Below are 16,619 nucleotides of genomic sequence, written 5' to 3'. Positions count from 1 at the left end.
TGGCTCTGAATCCGCTTCTAAGTCTAAATCGAGTTCTGGATTTGAATTGACTTTTAGATCTGAATCCGCTCCTGACTCTAAATCGAGTTCTGGATTTGAATTGACTTCTAGATCTGAATCCGCTTCTGTTAAGAACTTCTCATTTCCCCAATGCTTATCATCATCATACTTTTGTCTATCTACTAGTTTTTTATTAGTTAATTTATTTTCTATTCCTACAGTATCGATTTTTCGTTTATCTTTATTTGAATTTTTTTCAATATAGTTAAACCTACTAAGTGCTGCTTTAATTTCTAGATTTCCAATCTCTTCTTCCGTCATTTTATCTTTTTTCTTTACAAAAATCTTTTCAGACTGTATTTTTTTATTTAGAATTTTTTCTTTAGTTGTTTCAAGTTTATCTAACTCATTACTTGAGTTTAAGTCATTTGGTTTAGTTGTAAAATCTGTTTCAGAATTAACATTTCTAGTTGATTCTTCACGTTCAGATTTTTCACTAAAATAGTTCGTTCTTTGTTTTTGAGAATTTATCTGATTCTCCTGTTCTTCTTCTATCATTGCTGCTAAAGAACGGCTTAATTTTTTCTTTGGTTGTTCAATAATAGTAGGTTGTTCTATATGAATTATCTTTTCTTCTTCAATATAAAGTTTAGATATATGATCACAAAGGTAGTTATCAAATAAAATAAACTCTTCTTCTTCTTTTTCCAAATGCACTGCTATTTTTCTGTAATTCACTTTTTTAATCTCTTGTTCTAGTTTTTTATTTAATCCATAATAAGGTGAAGGGATTTTTTGGACTTTAAAAGGAGTTGAGCTTCTTCTTTCTTGATATGTAGCTTCTTCACTTTTAACTATTTCCTCTAATATTTTCCCCTGATTTTTTCTAGTTAAATCATTTCTCTCGTGAGAATGTGGTTGTACTGTTTCACTATGATTATTATGCTGTCTGCTAGGCAATCGTTTTATTCGTTCATCGTTAGTTTCATTAACCTGTTCAGAAAATAATTTTTCTGTAAGTTCAACATTGATTTCTCGAGTTATTTTTATAGGTTTATCATATTTTGATGTTTTAGACCTATCAAAAAGATTATCTTTCTTCGTTGCATGAGCAGAGTCACTATAGAAAGGAAACTCAGATTTCTTCAACCTTTTCTGGTTTTTTTTATAACTTGGTCCATCATATTTTGACATGATGACGCTCCTTTCCTCTCTGATGTTCGTGTATTAGTTTAACACAAATCTACTAGAGGTTGTAGAAATAATCTGGTAGCTCTTTTAGAAGAACTTCAAAAAAAAAAAGTGTGAATAGTATATTAAACTATCTCTCACTTCTTTTTCTTATTAATTCTCACTATTATTTTTGAAACTCTGTTCCAATCACTGCAGATTCAGGCAAAACTAAAATACCCTTTTTAAGCGGCTCATCTTTTATTCCTAACTCTTTAGCTGAACAAACCATACCATGACTTGGTTCACCCCTTAGCTCCCCGTCCCAAATAGCTGTTCCATCAGGCATCATCGCTCCAACTCTAGCTACTACAACTTTTTGACCAGCAGCTATATTAGATGCTCCACATACAATCTGAATGCTTTCTTTATTATCTACTTCAATTTGAGTAATAGATAAGTGATCAGAATTAGGATGTGGAACACATTCTTTAACATATCCTACTACAAATTTAGGTGATGTATCGCTTTCTAACTGTTCAGTAAATCCTTCCTTTAAAAGAAGCTGATTGATAACACTAATTTGATTATCCGTTAGTGATAACGCTCCACTCTCATTTAAATTTAAATGTTTAGAGATATTAAAAAAATTGTATCCAACTGTTTTTTTTGTTGTTCTATCAAAAATACGTGTAATCATTCCTTTTGTCTCAAATGATTGATCCTTAGAAGCGCTATTCTCAGTCATGACCAAAAGTACGTCTCCGATTCCATTTTTATTGTAACTACTCATTATCATCGTTTAAACTCATCCTCTTTTTGTGTATTTCTTACTATTAAAACGTCGCAACGGGCTTCTCTAATAATATATTCACTGACACTACCAATCATCCAACGTTCAACCATATTCAGTCCCGTGCTGCCTAAAATTATTAGATCCGCCTTGAATTCATTCGGTATTTCTAAAGATAATAATTGTTTTGGTGAACCCTTAGTTAGCTTAGTCTTAATTGATTTTATGCCTGCTTCTCTAGCCTTCTTGTTATAACTTTCCAAAAGATCGTTCATTTCTGTAGCATCAACTTCTATCGCGTTGAAAGTCGCACTTTCAATTCCCATGTTATAGGAATTAGAATCAATTACATGCACAATGATTAATTCAGAATTATTTCGTTTAGCAATAAGAATCGACTTTTCAAAAGCCTTTTTCGCAGATTCACTTCCATCAACAGCTATTAAAATACGAGCGTATTGTTGTTTCTCCTGCTCCATATCTTCATCTCCTAAAGTTTATTCTTGTTAATCATTTTAATTTACAGTGTTTTGATAAAACCTTCTATCTCTTCTCTAGTTTTACGATTCTTGCTAACAAATCTTCCTGTTTCTTTACCTTCTTCATAAGCAATAAAGCTCGGTATACCAAAAACAGATAGTTCATCACACAGATCTATAAACTTATCACGATCTACTTTTATGAATGTTATTCCGGGATAAGCTTTTGTAATTCTAGGCATTTCTGGTTTAATAAAAAGGCAATCTCCACACCAATCAGCATTAAAAAAGAAGATTACTTTCTCTGTTTTACTTAATAGACGAAATTCTTCAATTGATGTTAAATTACGCATAATCTAATTCCTTTCAATAATAATAAATTAGTTATTCTTCATGATTGTTTCAAATGTACTTCTATCTAGGGTGCGCGCTATCTGCACAACCATCTCTTTAGCTGCAGCATAATCATCAATATGAAATACCGTTTGATGTGTATGGATATAACGTGCGCAAACTCCTATAACAGCACTAGGTATGCCGTTGTTCATAACTTGCGCTGCACCAGCATCTGTACCACCCTTAGAAACAAAATACTGATAAGGAATATGATTCGTTTCAGCAGTATCCAATAAAAATTCACGCATACCCTTTAGAGTAATCATACCAGGATCTTGAAGTCTTAATAAAAATCCATCTCCGAGGTGCCCGAATTTAGACTTATCTCCAGCAAGATCGTCTGCGGCAGAACAATCAACAGCAAAAAACAAATCAGGTTTAAACTGGTGAACAGCTCCTTTAGTACCACGCAGTCCGACCTCTTCCTGAACATTAGCACCTGCAATAAGTGTATTGGGTAAATCCTCGTTAGCTAATTCTTTTAAAGCTTCAATAACAACAGTTGTACCATACCGATTGTCCCAAGATTTACTTATAATTTTCTTACCATTTGCCATTTTCACTGTTTCGACATCTGGCACTATCGTATCACCTGGACGTACTCCGAAAGATTCTGCTTCTTCTTTAGAATCAAAACCAGCATCAAAAAGAATATCGCTAATTTCAAGGTTTTTATTGTTTCCATCCTTCCCTCTTAAAAGATGAGGTGGTACCGATGATGAGACACATGGATAGTCACCTTTAGCTGTTTGCAATGTAAAACGTTGTGCTGAAACAACATAAGGATTCCAACCACCCAAAGGAATAACATTAAATAACCCTTGCTTGGTTATGCGAGCAAGCATAAACCCAACTTCATCCATATGAGCAGCTACCATTATTTTAGGGGCATTCTTAACCTTACTTTTACGAATTCCGAAAATCCCACCGAGACCATCTTGTTTTACTTCATCTACTAAAGGAGTTAACTGAGTCCTCATCTCTTCTCTTATCCTATGTTCAAAACCACTAGTCCCTTGTAACTCTGTCATTTTTTTAATTAAATCAAATGTTTTATCTTCCATGATGTTATGTATACATAAAAGTCCTATATTACTTTTATGATCTCCTCTCCTATTTTTAATTGCACTTCTTTTATATTATACCTTACTTATCCACTAAATTTAAGTTAGAAGACTTTTTTTTCAATAAGTAGTATACTTAATTAGAGATATGAACTGCTGAAAGGTTGGGATATTTATGAAAAATAAGCAAAATGAAGCAGTAACAATTAAATTGGCTGCCGGTTTTCTCTTTGGAACAGGTATCGTATGTGGCTATTTCTTACGTCGCTATTTACAAGAAAAGGTCGCTATACACGGCGATACTATTTTAGCGTCTGTAAAAAAACAGTTTTTGGCTGAAGGTCCTATTGAAGGTTCGTGGATTGAACTAAAAAAAATACCTTTACGTAAGTTCACACTTAAAACGGATGTTTATTATGGTGGAATATCAAGAATAGAAGAAGGTAAGCTTGTTCAATATGAATTTATTGCTGACGCGTATTCTGGAACAATATTAGATATTTATCGTATTTAATTCTAAAAGTAAAAATGTGTTCAACTCAATTCAACGAGTTGAACACATTTTTTACTTTCTTTCAGGAAATTTAACGACAGTTCTATAAATACGTTGTCCTCGATTTGAAAATTTTTCTTCGTATTCAGTCATAATGTTGCCTTCAAAATCACTGTCATGTAAATTTAACCATACCCGTTCTATTGTCATACCATATTTAGAAAAACTACTCAATGAATACTCAAAAAGACCTTGATTATCCGTCTTGAAATGGATTTCTCCTTTTGAAACTAGAACTTCTTCGTAGTTATTTAGGAAGCTTTCAGATGTTAATCGTCTTTTTTCATGTCTACTTTTTGGCCACGGATCAGAAAAGTTCAAATAAACTTGATCGACTTCTCCCTTAGCAAAGTATTGAGTCAATGACCCACCATTGACATGAAGCAACTGTAAGTTAGGAAGTTTTTCTTCAATTAACTTATCAAGAGCAACTACTATTACACTCTCTTGTAATTCAATCCCGATATAATTAATTTCCGGATGACTTTTAGCCATTTCAGTTATAAACCGACCTTTTCCCGTTCCAACTTCAATGTGAATAGGATTGCTATTTTTAAATCTCTCGTTCCATTTTCCAATCCACTCTTCAGGTGTATTAGCTATATATTGTGAGTACTCCGCTATTTTAGCAGGTGCTCCGGGTTTCTTTCTTAAACGCATGATCATTCTCCTTTTTCTTTTTTTAAAAATTCTAGGGTAAATTAAAATTAGAATCTCCCTCGAAATATCGAAGAAGATTCTAATCTCTTTCGTCTTGAATTACTGGATGAATGGTTTGTAATTTTAAGATATCTTTATTCATTTCGTAAAACCTAGACTCTTGATGGTGCCGTTTTGTTTGTATTAGATAATTCATTGAAGCGTACCAAGATATACGTTTAATTAGCTCTTTTGTAGCCACAACTCCATAGTGTTCAAGCCAATCATTCCAACCATCGCTTTGAACATATTGAAAAAGTAACATACTCAAGTCCATCGCTGGGTCAGCCAACATTGCCGAGTCCCAATCAACTAGATATAACCGATTTTGATCAGATAACAACCAGTTTTTTTGATAAATATCTCCGTGGCAAACTCTAGGCGTAACAAGTCTCATAGTATCTACTTCACTTTTTAAGCTAATAAGTATATTCTTCAATAACGGATGATTTTTTAAATCGTTTGGCAACTCATTTTCATAGTTTTCCAATAGAATTTGAGGCGTTATTACTTCCCCACCAACTCGCGACAACATACTTCTTAATGGCTCTGAAGTATGGATCCGACTCAATAACTGAGCAACTTCAGGTGATGACATTTCATCGCCTTCTAGGGTACGTCCATTTAGCCATTCTTGAGCAGTCAACACATCACCATTGCCAATTCTCTTTGTCCATACTAGCCTTGGCGTAATCCCTTCAACAGAAAGCGCAGCTAAAAAAGGCGAAGAATTCCGCTTTAAAAAAAGCTTTTCTTCTGCTCTAATTCCCATGTATGCTTGACCTGTATCACCGCCGACTGGATGTAGTTTCCATCCAGAATCTATCTCAAAATTCATACATTATCATTCCCTGTTTTGTATTAAACTACTTTTCTACGTGGACAAAAAATGACAGATATCTAGAAAGACATCTACCATTCTATTCCTTTCTATTTTAGATAGAAATTCTAATTCCGTCAAGCGCATATACGTTCTTTTTTTATATTCTTTGTTCTGGTTATATCTACTAGGTTTATATTTTTTAATACAAAAAGAGAAACAATTATTTTAACTAACTGTTTCTCTTACTTTCATTCTTATTAAACAGCTTTCTAAAAATTGACCTTTCCTGTAAACACAGTATTCAACTTAAAAATTAGTGAATTAGTCCGCACTCTGATTCTATTTGTGCTACATAAAGTTCTTGTAATAATTGAACTACAGGCCCCCTCTTGCCATCTCCGACAAGCTCATTATCAATTTCTACAACAGGCATTGCTTCCATTGTAGTACTTGAAGCAAATACTTCGTCTGCTTCTTTTAGCTCTTTCAACGAAAACGTTTCTTCCTTAACAATCATCCCAGTTTTTCTAGCGGTCTCAAGTATAACTGCTTTTGTTATTCCTGGTAAAATTAAATTTCCATCAGGATGAGTATAAAGAATATTATTTTTTATAATTGAAATATTTGATGCCGAGCACTCGGTAACATCGTTACCACGATATAATATGGCTTCATCCTTACCTTTTTTGTGTGCTTCATGCTTGGCCATTATATTTCCCAATAAGCTAATTGATTTAATGTCACAATGCAACCATCTCATATCCGGTAATGTAATAACCTTTATCCCATTTTTCATCATTTTTAAATTACGTGGCACAATTGTTGTTGTAGCAGTGAAAATAGGCGTTGTAAATTCAGCCTCTGGATAAGCATGATTTCTAGGACTCGAAACTCCTCGAGTAACTTGAAGATAAATATTACCTGTTTCAATCTGATTTTCTTGAATTAACTCTTTTAAAAGTTGAATTAGTTCTTCTTTTGTAAAAGGTAAAATTAATTCTATTTTTTTTGCTCCCGTAAATAACCGTTCAACATGTTGCGTTGCAGTAAACAGGATACCATTATAGACTCGTATAACTTCATATAGTCCATCAGCAAATTGGTAACCTCTATCTTCCATATCAATTTTAACATCTTCTCGTTCAACTAATTTACTATTCCAGATAACTTTCATCCTATTCGCCTCTTTCTGATAATAATAATTCATCTGATTTCCCAGCCTTTTCTACATAGTTTTCGCTAAAAGACCAAATATATTATTTTATTATACTTTTTTATAGTCTATTAACGCAATTGAATTTTTTCCATTTTTCTTACTCTGGATGGTAAATATAAATAACTGAATAAAAAACTAAATAGTGTTAAAGCCGTTACTAAAACTATTGTTTCTATTAGTGGAAAAACGATTAAAGAAACTATGGTAATCCCAAAGCTCTCAATTAATAATATTTGCAATAGAACTTCCTTTATAGCCTTTAATTTTTGTTTCGGATTAATTGGATACAAAACAGCCATCGCCATATTATCGAAATGAAAGTATAATGGAACGAGCTGAAAACCAGTTAAATATAAAAAAAGTAAGGATAGTAACAAATGCAATATAAATGGTTTTGTAAATAATGTAAGCACCATTGCGATTAATGTTAAACGTATGAATAACCCACTGTACTCAGTTCCTCTTAAAAAAGCTCGTTTATACAGATAACTGTACGTCTTATTGTGATCCTTCTTACTTTTATTCAGGAAGATATCCAAATACTTACGCCTTTTTATAGTACTCTTCATAATAGGTACATCGGTAAATAAATTAATAAACTGATAAATACGTTGAACACGAGTTGTCTCTTGTTTGACCATTATTTGCCATTGATAAAGAAGTCTATCGCGGTAATGCACACCAAATTTTAGCCACAATATATTGAGTAATAAGGCATATAAAATACCAATTAATGGCGATAAGAAAATCATTAGATAGCTGCCAATAAAAGAAGATAAAATAAATAAAAATTTTATTGTATGTTTTTTTTGTGCAAAAGATAGTTTCATAAGCATGTGTTGTATCTCTAATTCTATATTTTTCATCATCATTAAAAATAAGACAAAAAAGAACATATCAGAAAATTTAAAAGAAGACGTCGCGACTAGCAAGGGCATAATAATACTTGTTCCCAAAGTAATTACACTAGTTGGTAGAATAAAACTATGCTTTTTAGCTAAGTGAAGATAATTTTTCAATTCTTTCTCTTTTGGTAATAAGAAAACAATATCCGCTTCTTTTAAAAAAGTAGCTAGCTTTCCTATTAAAATTAATCCTGTAAAAAAAACAACCGCTAGTACACGTCCATAAATAAAGCCATCTGTTAAAGTTTTAAGTAATTCTGAATACGTATAACCTAGTGCACCAAATAAAAATAAGCACACAATAACGAAATGGTCGTTAAGAACATATTTAAGATAGCGCATCATTTTTTTTTGGTGTTGTTTAGATCTTTGTTTCCATATATCATTCATCATCTTTACTCATCCTCTTCTTTAGTCAGTTGAAGATAAATTTCGTCTAATGTTGCAGATGGCATACCAAATGTATTCCTCAAATCTGCTAAAGTTCCGTCTGCTCGTACTTCTCCTTCGTGAAGTAAAACAAATCTATCACATTCTCTTTCTGCTGTAGCTAGTATATGAGTAGACATCAGAATAGAAGCGCCATTTTTTTTCATTTCATTCATTAAATCTAATAATGCATTAATTCCTAGTGGGTCTAATCCAACAAAAGGTTCATCGATAATATATAAACTAGGCTCAATCAAAAAAGCACAGAGAATCATTACTTTTTGCTTCATTCCTTTAGAAAAATGAGCTGGAAACCAATCAAGTTTATTTTCTAGTCGAAATGTTCTAAGTAATTTTTCCGCTCTTTTAAAAACAATTTCAGAAGAAATATCAAAAGCCATACCTGTAATCTCTATGTGTTCACGCAACGTAAGTTCTTCGTATAAAACTGGCATCTCAGGGACATAGCCTATTTTTTTACGGTAAGTCGTAATTTCTTGTTTTAATGTTTGTCCGTCTAGAACGATTTCCCCTTTTATCGGATCCATCAATCCTATGATGTGTTTGATTATCGTACTTTTACCAGCACCATTTAATCCAATTAGTCCAATTAGTTCTCCATTATTCACTTCAAAAGATACATCTTTTAATACAGGAACTTGAGTATATCCTCCTGTTACATGTGATACTTTTAGGCTCATTTTTTGTTCCACTCTTTTCTTAATTTTTTTTAATTGTACCATAAGATATCAATAGATGCTTTATTCTAGTTAGCGTTTCACTTTACCTGAATTTTATGCTACATTTAAATTGAAAAATAATCTAGAATTAAGTTATCTAGACTATCATTATCCTTAAAATTAAACTATTAGAAAGAGGGTTATCCTGTGTCAGAGTGTATTTTTTGTAAAATTATTAACAATGAGATTCCAAGCAGAACAGTTTATGAAGACGATGAAGTCATTGCGTTTCTTGATATAACCCAAGTTACCCCTGGTCATACATTAGTCCTTCCAAAAAAACATGTAGCTGATATTTTTGACTATGATAAAAAATTAGCTGAAATAGTCTTTTCAAGAATACCTAAAATTGCACGAGCAATTAAACAATCTGATTCGACTATTACGGGTATGAATATTATAAATAATAACGGTTTAGTTGCTTACCAATCTGTATTTCATAGTCATTTTCACTTAATTCCTCGCTACACTAAACATGATGATTTTAAAATAACATTTAGCGATAACTCAACTAGCTATACTGATGATGAATTAGATAGACTCGTCACATCAATTAAAGAAAAAATGGAGGTATAATTATGGCAAACGAATTTTTTAAAGGTCTTATTTTAGGTTCTTTAGCTGGTGGTATCTATACTTTATTGAAGACACCAAGATCAGGAGAGGAAAATCGTGAACTTTTACTAAATTATATAGATGATACAACTCTTTTAGTGGATGATGTAACGAATAGTGTAAATGAATTGAAGACTGCTTTCTCAACTCTATCTAATGAAGGTAAAGCTTTAACAGATGAGTTTACACAAGAAGTAACTACTACAATAGAAGAATTTACAAATCAAATTGAACCACGTATGAGAAGAGTTCAAGAACAAGCTGATAAACTCTCTAAAGATGTAGAGAGTCTAGGGCAAGAAACTTTATCTTTATAATAACTATAAATTAAATATGAAGTCTAAAAACCACAACAGTCTATATTAAGTTGTGGTTTTTCCAGGATTATTCTATCGCTTTTAAAGATATGATTTTTTTGTGATTTTTAATAGACTTTATTTAGTATTATCCGATTTTGTTTTTTTTATTTATATGAATGTGGTATATTAGTACTTGTGATTGGGAACGATAAAGATCTAAATTAAAAGAAATGGATGTGTCAATTAGAAATGAAAAAAATAATATTAACTACCGTAACAATTTTAGCAGGATTAACTATTGCAGGTTGTGCAGATAATACCGTTGCATCCTCTACTGCAGGTAAAATTTCTCAAGATGAACTTTACGAAGCAATGAAAACAAATGTTGGGTCTACTACACTTCAACAATTAATAATTAAAGACGTTTTAAATGAAAAATATGGTGAAACTGTTACCGATAAAAAAGTAACTGCAGAGTATAAAAAACAGGAAGAATCTTATGGTGGAGCGGATGTCTTTAAGAATGTTCTCTCTTCTTCTGGCTTTACAGACGCTTCTTATAAAGATACTATCCAATTAAATCTTTTGATTGAAGAAGCTGTTAAAGAAAATTCTAAATTTAGTGATGAAGAAATAAAAACAGCCTATGAAGCCTACACTCCTCCAATGACTGTTTCGCATATTCTCGTTGAGGATGAAGCAAAAGCAAAAGAATTAATTACTGAACTAAATGATGGTGCTGATTTTGCTACTCTTGCAAAAGAAAACTCTACAGATACAAATACTGCTGAAAAAGGCGGAGAATTGACTTTTACAACTGGAGAGATGGTTCCAGAATTTGAAGAAGCGGCTGGTAAGTTAAAAGAAGGCGAACTTACTACTGAACCTGTAAAATCTGAATATGGTTACCACATTATTAGAATGGATAAAAAATCTAAAAAAGGCACGTTAAAAGAAGAAACTAAAACAATTGAAGCACAGTTGTTACAAGACAAACTAGCAGACAGTGCTGCAGTTCAATCTATTCTTTCTAAAATAATACAAGATGCAAATGTAACTATTAACGATGAAGATTTATCAACTGCTATGGATAGCTATTTAAAACAACCTGAATCTTCTGAAAAGAGTTCAGAAAAGGAATCTTCTGCAGCTGATACGGAAAGTGCTAAATAATAGCCAGTTTTATGCTTTAGCTATTAGGTCTATTGTCATGAAATAATTAAAAACGTTGTTTTTCTTTTATTAGAAAAACAACGTCTTTTTTTTTATTCTTTACTCTTCTTCTATTTTTTCATTATCCTTACCTAGAGGCTTATAAAAAATACGGTTATCTAATCCAAATATACGTTCCGTAAACTCTCCAGGTTCTGTTCTGCTTAAACTACTATTTAGCATGGTAATTGTTGCATCTAGATTATCTATCATAAATAGAATTTCTGACTCTTTCAATTTAGGTTGTACAGGTGAGCCATAGTCTAATCTTCCATGATGCGATAAAACCATATGTTTTAATAATAAAACATCCTCATTTTTATCATCTATCTTTAATGATTGACACGCTTTAGTTATAAGTTCGTCAACAATAACAATATGACCTAACAAATTTCCTTCTAATGTATATTCTGTTGAGATAGGTCCGGAAAGTTCGATAACTTTCCCCAAATCATGCAATATGATTCCTGAATACAACAATGGTTTATTAATTTCTTCATACTGATCAGCAACTGTTTTAGCTATTCTTAACATTGATATTGTGTGGTAGGCTAACCCCCCTACAAAAGCATGGTGAAATCTTTTAGCTGCTGGATATTGAAAGAAATCTTTTTGATAATGATTTAATAAATGGCGAACAATTCTATTCATGTTGGCGTTTGTAATTTCAAAAAGAATTTCATTTAATTCTTCCATCATCGTTTCTTTTTTTAGAGGTGCTCGCTCAATAAATAGTTCAGGACTTTCTGGTTCTCCATTTTTTGTTGTTCTTAATTTAAATATTTTTATTTGAGGATTCCCTTGATATAGCTCTCTTTTGCCAGAAATACTTACTACTTTCCCGGCGGTTAATGAAGCAATTTCATCCTCTGAAGCGTCCCAAAATTTCCCATCCATTTGTCCGCTTGTATCTTGAAACGTAAAGGCAATAAATTTCTTACCATTTTTCGCTACACGAACGTCTGCGGATTTAATTAATAAGTATAGTTCAAAAGCTTCATCTACACTATATTCAAATAATTTTTTCTCCATTATACTCCCCCGCTCTTTCTTAACTACATTTATTATAACATTTCTATCTGTTCTTTTCGAAATTTAGTTAAGGATTGTTGATCAAATGTGAAATAGAATATTTGAGTTGTTTCACTCATCTGTTTGACTAGTTCTATCATTTGCATTCTACGTGATTGATCGAAATTTACAAAACCATCATCAATCATAATCGGTAACTTTACAATGTCATTAGCATTTTTAACAAAAGCAAATCTTAATGCAACGTACAACTGCTCAGCAGTACCTTGTGAAAGTTCTGAGGCTTCAAAAAGTAAGCCATCACTTCTTTGAACCTCTATTTTTTCTTCCTTTATCAAGACTTGTGTATATCTTTCTTTAGTTAATAGCTTAAAAAAGTCAGATGTGTCTTTAATTGTTTCAGGAAATCGATTTTTTCGAGCATGAGTCATTGCGCGCTCAATTAATTCAGCTGCAACTTTGTGTGTACTCCATCTGTCTACTAATTCTTGTAGTTCACTTTTTAAGTTAGCGTATTCCTGTAATAAAACAGAATAGGCTCCCCCTTTTTCTAGTTCTTTTAACGCCATTTCATTTTTTATTCTTTTATTCATTAGTTTTTCTTCATTTACTTTATGAAGTTCCATAGACAGTTTTATATTTTTTATTTGTTCCAACAAATCCTCTTGATCACGAAATTCTTCTAACAAACTAATATCTTCAGAAACTTGTTGCTCTAATAACTTTAAACGTGCTTTTTTTCGTTTCCACTCATCAAAAAAAATAAATTTTTCGCGGAATTCCTCTTCGCTTTTTACTTCAACAGAATCAAATAATATTATTCTTTGCTTTTCAAATTTTCTTTGTTCTTGAACCATTTTTTTCATTTTTTCTTGTCGTATTTCTTCTTCTTTTTGTATACTTCTAAAATTTTGCTCTTCACTTAAAGACTCTTGATAAAACTTAACAATACCTGACACTACTGAGGATAAATCTTCCCAATTAACTAAGACTACGGATTCAAGAAATAGTACCTGTTCTCTCCATTGCAGTAATTGATTAGATAGTTTCTTAAGCAGTTCTTCTTTTTCTTCAACTGCTTGTACTCTTTCGCGTAAAGATTCAAAAATATCCTCATGTTTTGTTAAATCTTCAATCTTCATATTTTCAGGGTATCCGTTATTTACTAAAATTTGGTTTAATTCGTTTAACACAGTATTTTTTTTATTTGTACACTCCACTATATTTTCTTGTAGTTTTTTTGATTTTATTATTATTTGATCATATTCAGCTAGCTGAATACGCCATTGCTTCCGCAATTCTACTTGTTTAATATAGTCAGCATAGGTAATTGTTGTTTTATCGCTAATCTCATTCAATTGTTTTTTTGGTTTCCTTTTAAAAAAGATTATACTAGCTGTTAAAAATACCATTATTCCTAATAAACCAAGTATATTTCCGAGCAGCCCTCTACTTATAAAGCCACTAATGGAAAGTAATAGTCCAGTTATTCCAATTAAACTTATTTTTATCTGTTTATTTTTTTCTCTAGATAGTTTTTCTTTATTTAATAAAAATTCATTTCTCGAATATTGTGATTTTTCTTCATTCTTATATTCTTTCTCCATTTTTTGATAGAGTTGATTTTTCCATATATTAGGTTCAATTTTATCTATTTGTTCAGATATAGACTCTCTCTGATAGCGGTTAAAGCTTTGTTTTTCTACTACTTCCTTAAGCTTTTCTTCTATTTCTATACTAGCTTGATTTAATTTTTGATAATCATTTTTTTGACTAGTTGTGGGGCGTACTGGTACATGTTGTTCAATGGATAATCCTAATTGAAGTTTATTCCGTACCACATGTTCTTGTTCTTTTATTACTTCTCGTTCAAGAAAATCTTTCTCTTGAAGAATTGATTTAGTTGTATCTATTGAAGAAATAATTCTTTGAATATCCTTTTTCCGTTCTATAAATAATAACTGTGCTTTAGTGAGATGACTTTTTTCCATAGCTTGTTTAGATCGTTCTTTTTCTTGTATCATTGTGATTCTTAATTGCTCAATTAAGTTATTTAGGTGATTGAGCTGAAATAGTCCATCTTCTGGCATTTCCTTGATATTTTTTTTCTTTATTTCTTCTTGAATACCTATTATTTCTGAAAAATGGTTCCAATTAGCAGCAAGACGACTTAATTGTTCTAAGTTGGTTTCGTTTTTAGTTCTTTTTGATTTAATTTTTTTTATTTCATATTCATATTGTTCTTTTTCGGTATAAATCTGTGTGTATTCATCATTTTTTCCTTTAGCGATACGAACTTGCTGTCTTTTATTTTCTACTTCTCTAATTTTTTGATTTATTTCTGGTACTCGACCTGTTTGCTTATAAAGCTTTCCAGCTTCCATTTGAAACTTATCAGCTAATTTTAAAAGATGCTCATTTCCTAAACTACCTACACTTAAAAAATAACGATTTAATTTAACTCTATTCATTCTTTGGATTTTTTGTAGTCCAAAAAGATCGAATGAGAATAAAGCTTGATAAGTCGTCTTATCAATACCATAAACAATTTTTTCTAAAAGTTTATCTGATCCTGTTTCTCCATTTGATAATGTAACGATCACTTTTCCGTTAGCTTTTCCCTTTACTCTCTCAATACTAACTTCTCCATAAAGATCATCTTCAATTCGTAACTTACCACCATATTTACTGCTAGTCTTAGGTTCATAGCGTAAATCCGAACTTTGTTTTGTAGGAAAACCAAAAAGTATACTATGAATAAAGGCCATTAAAGTTGTTTTTCCTGCTTCGTTGTCCCCGTAGAACAGTTGCATTTGTCCAATATTATCTATTCTTTTATCCACCCACTTACCAAAACCATAAACTTCTATTGATTTAATTTTCAATTTCATCACTTCCTTCAATCGTCAACAAAGATTTAACTTGGTTTTTTGCGCGTTCTATTATCTTCTGTCTATAAGATGAATCTCTTGAGCTAAGAAGATAGGATATTTCTGTATAGTCAAAAAAAGAATTTGTAAGTTCATTAAAGTTAATCTCTTCCTCTACTTCTACAAGTGCTTTTTGCCATTCTTCAGGAAATAGCTGCAAGTATTGTTCATTTTCTATATTCACAGTTGCAAACTCAATTTGATAAACCCATACAAAATAATCTTCTTTTGCAACTTGTTGCAATGCTTCTAACAACTCACCTTGGATAATTTTTTTCCTAACACCTTCCAATAACATCTCAGTGTCTTTTAAAGTAACTGAAATAAATAGACTATATTCTGTGTTTTTTTTACTTAGAATTTGTTCCTGGATAGTTGTATAGATTGTATCAAGGTTCACTACTCCTTTAATAGATAAATTAATTTTTTCCCACCGAATAGCTGCAGTCGAGTGAAAGTCAATTTGCTCTTTTGTATCTGTAATTGTTACAAGCTCGCATCCTTTTGGACCTGTTTCTTTACTATTTCTCCCTTGAGTATTACCTGGATAGACAATCGGTGGATGCATATTTAGATGTTGTCGCTTATGGATATGGCCTAAGGCCCAGTAATTGTATTGTTTGCTTTTCAATTCCATTAAGGTAAATGGTGCATACTTTCCGTGCTCAGATTCTAAACCCTCTGAAAAACCGTGTAGCAACCCTATATGGTAATCAGCTTGTCTTAATTTTTTTGGAAAATCACTAATTTTTCTTTCTGTTATCCAACGTTTCGTATAACTAAATCCCGTTAACGCAATTTTTTCATCTTGTTTTGTGGTTAACCAATATGTTTCTGGGTTTTCCCCAAAAATAATAACATTTTCTGGCATATCTAGATGTAGTCCTTGGTTTCCTATGTAATCATGGTTACCATGAGTTAAGTAAACTGGTATATTTTTATTCTTTAATCTTTCCATTTCATTTCTAAAAAATGCTTGTGCCTTCACACTACGGTCATCACTATCATAGATGTCCCCGACTAAGCACACAAAATCAACTTCTTTTTCAATTGCTATATCTACTAATTTTGATAGTGCATCAAATGTAGAACGGTAAATTGCTTGCCAAATAAACTCTGGCATTGACTTTAATCCAATAAATGGACTATCTAAATGTAAGTCAGCACTATGAATAAATTGAACCATCACTAGTCATCCTTCCTTTGGGTAAAATAAAAACTCGAAACGGGCACGTATGTTCCGATTGTTGAACAAAAAAAGAGT

Annotated in this window: 17 protein-coding genes; 4 read left to right on the top strand and 13 right to left on the bottom strand. The window is 31.8% G+C overall.

Annotated features, from left to right (window positions below; all coding sequences use genetic code 11):
• The 5 genes from WBF61_RS01915 to pepA all read right to left on the bottom strand — a co-directional run.
• Positions 1 to 1,194 (bottom strand): hypothetical protein (locus tag WBF61_RS01915; protein ID WP_424253421.1); only part of this gene is annotated, 1,194 nt, incomplete at its 3' end.
• Positions 1,195 to 1,357: 163 nt separating this feature from the next.
• The gene (ytpR, locus tag WBF61_RS01910; RefSeq protein WP_424253428.1) at positions 1,358 to 1,966 is read right to left on the bottom strand and encodes a YtpR family tRNA-binding protein; all 609 of its coding nucleotides are present in this window, start codon (positions 1,964 to 1,966) and stop codon (positions 1,358 to 1,360) included.
• Entirely contained in the window at positions 1,966 to 2,442 is a 477-nt protein-coding gene (locus WBF61_RS01905; RefSeq protein WP_424253420.1) for a universal stress protein, read from the bottom strand. The genes ytpR and WBF61_RS01905 overlap by 1 nt, the downstream gene beginning before the upstream one ends.
• 41 nt (positions 2,443 to 2,483) lie before the next feature.
• On the bottom strand, positions 2,484 to 2,795 hold the full coding sequence (locus WBF61_RS01900) for a thioredoxin family protein (protein WP_424253418.1): 312 nt from the start codon (positions 2,793 to 2,795) through the stop codon (positions 2,484 to 2,486).
• A 27-nt stretch (positions 2,796 to 2,822) separates the two neighbouring features.
• Positions 2,823 to 3,902 (bottom strand): glutamyl aminopeptidase, encoded by a 1,080-nt coding sequence (gene pepA, locus WBF61_RS01895; RefSeq protein ID WP_424253416.1) that lies wholly within the window; start codon positions 3,900 to 3,902, stop codon positions 2,823 to 2,825.
• Between the two features lie 175 nt (positions 3,903 to 4,077).
• Here pepA and WBF61_RS01890 point away from each other — a divergent pair, with 175 nt between their 5' ends.
• Entirely contained in the window at positions 4,078 to 4,416 is a 339-nt protein-coding gene (locus WBF61_RS01890; protein WP_424253414.1) for a PepSY domain-containing protein, read from the top strand.
• Positions 4,417 to 4,467: 51 nt separating this feature from the next.
• Here the strand turns inward: WBF61_RS01890 and trmB are convergent, their stop codons facing one another.
• The 5 genes from trmB to WBF61_RS01865 all read right to left on the bottom strand — a co-directional run bounded on the left by trmB (position 4,468) and on the right by WBF61_RS01865 (position 9,228).
• Positions 4,468 to 5,115: a tRNA (guanosine(46)-N7)-methyltransferase TrmB gene (gene trmB, locus WBF61_RS01885; RefSeq protein WP_424253412.1), complete on the bottom strand. Its 648-nt coding sequence runs from the start codon at positions 5,113 to 5,115 to the stop codon at positions 4,468 to 4,470.
• 79 nt (positions 5,116 to 5,194) lie between these two features.
• The gene (locus WBF61_RS01880) at positions 5,195 to 5,992 is read right to left on the bottom strand and encodes a phosphotransferase family protein (protein WP_424253411.1); all 798 of its coding nucleotides are present in this window, start codon (positions 5,990 to 5,992) and stop codon (positions 5,195 to 5,197) included.
• A gap of 298 nt (positions 5,993 to 6,290) precedes the next feature.
• Positions 6,291 to 7,151 carry a D-amino-acid transaminase gene (dat, locus tag WBF61_RS01875; protein ID WP_424253409.1) on the bottom strand — a complete coding sequence of 287 codons (861 nt, stop codon included), beginning with the start codon at positions 7,149 to 7,151 and terminating at the stop codon, positions 6,291 to 6,293.
• Positions 7,152 to 7,261: 110 nt separating this feature from the next.
• Entirely contained in the window at positions 7,262 to 8,488 is a 1,227-nt protein-coding gene (locus tag WBF61_RS01870) for an ABC transporter permease (protein ID WP_424253407.1), read from the bottom strand.
• A 5-nt stretch (positions 8,489 to 8,493) separates the two neighbouring features.
• Positions 8,494 to 9,228: an ABC transporter ATP-binding protein gene (locus tag WBF61_RS01865; RefSeq protein ID WP_424253406.1), complete on the bottom strand. Its 735-nt coding sequence runs from the start codon at positions 9,226 to 9,228 to the stop codon at positions 8,494 to 8,496.
• Positions 9,229 to 9,414: 186 nt separating this feature from the next.
• Here WBF61_RS01865 and WBF61_RS01860 point away from each other — a divergent pair, with 186 nt between their 5' ends.
• From WBF61_RS01860 to WBF61_RS01850, 3 genes are all read left to right on the top strand, one after another.
• A complete protein-coding gene (locus WBF61_RS01860; RefSeq protein WP_424253404.1) occupies positions 9,415 to 9,843 on the top strand; it encodes an HIT family protein in 429 nt (142 codons plus the stop codon).
• Between the two features lie 2 nt (positions 9,844 to 9,845).
• On the top strand, positions 9,846 to 10,199 hold the full coding sequence (locus tag WBF61_RS01855; RefSeq protein WP_424253402.1) for a YtxH domain-containing protein: 354 nt from the start codon (positions 9,846 to 9,848) through the stop codon (positions 10,197 to 10,199).
• A gap of 231 nt (positions 10,200 to 10,430) precedes the next feature.
• A complete protein-coding gene (locus tag WBF61_RS01850) occupies positions 10,431 to 11,354 on the top strand; it encodes a peptidylprolyl isomerase (RefSeq protein ID WP_424253401.1) in 924 nt (307 codons plus the stop codon).
• Between the two features lie 99 nt (positions 11,355 to 11,453).
• Here WBF61_RS01850 and WBF61_RS01845 read toward each other — a convergent pair whose 3' ends face one another.
• The 3 genes from WBF61_RS01845 to WBF61_RS01835 are packed head-to-tail and all read right to left on the bottom strand — an operon-like array spanning position 11,454 to position 16,541.
• A complete protein-coding gene (locus WBF61_RS01845) occupies positions 11,454 to 12,425 on the bottom strand; it encodes a 3'-5' exoribonuclease YhaM family protein (protein ID WP_424253399.1) in 972 nt (323 codons plus the stop codon).
• 32 nt (positions 12,426 to 12,457) lie between these two features.
• The gene (locus tag WBF61_RS01840; protein ID WP_424253397.1) at positions 12,458 to 15,316 is read right to left on the bottom strand and encodes an AAA family ATPase; all 2,859 of its coding nucleotides are present in this window, start codon (positions 15,314 to 15,316) and stop codon (positions 12,458 to 12,460) included.
• Complete coding sequence (locus WBF61_RS01835; RefSeq protein WP_424253395.1) at positions 15,300 to 16,541, bottom strand: metallophosphoesterase family protein; 1,242 nt, start codon at positions 16,539 to 16,541, stop codon at positions 15,300 to 15,302. The genes WBF61_RS01840 and WBF61_RS01835 overlap by 17 nt, the downstream gene beginning before the upstream one ends.
• Positions 16,542 to 16,619: the final 78 nt, after the last annotated feature.

Origin of the sequence: Carnobacterium sp., assembly GCF_049673005.1 — a bacterium.
Lineage (GTDB): Bacteria > Bacillota > Bacilli > Lactobacillales > Carnobacteriaceae > Carnobacterium_A.
This window is presented reverse-complemented; position numbering and strand designations above follow the sequence as displayed.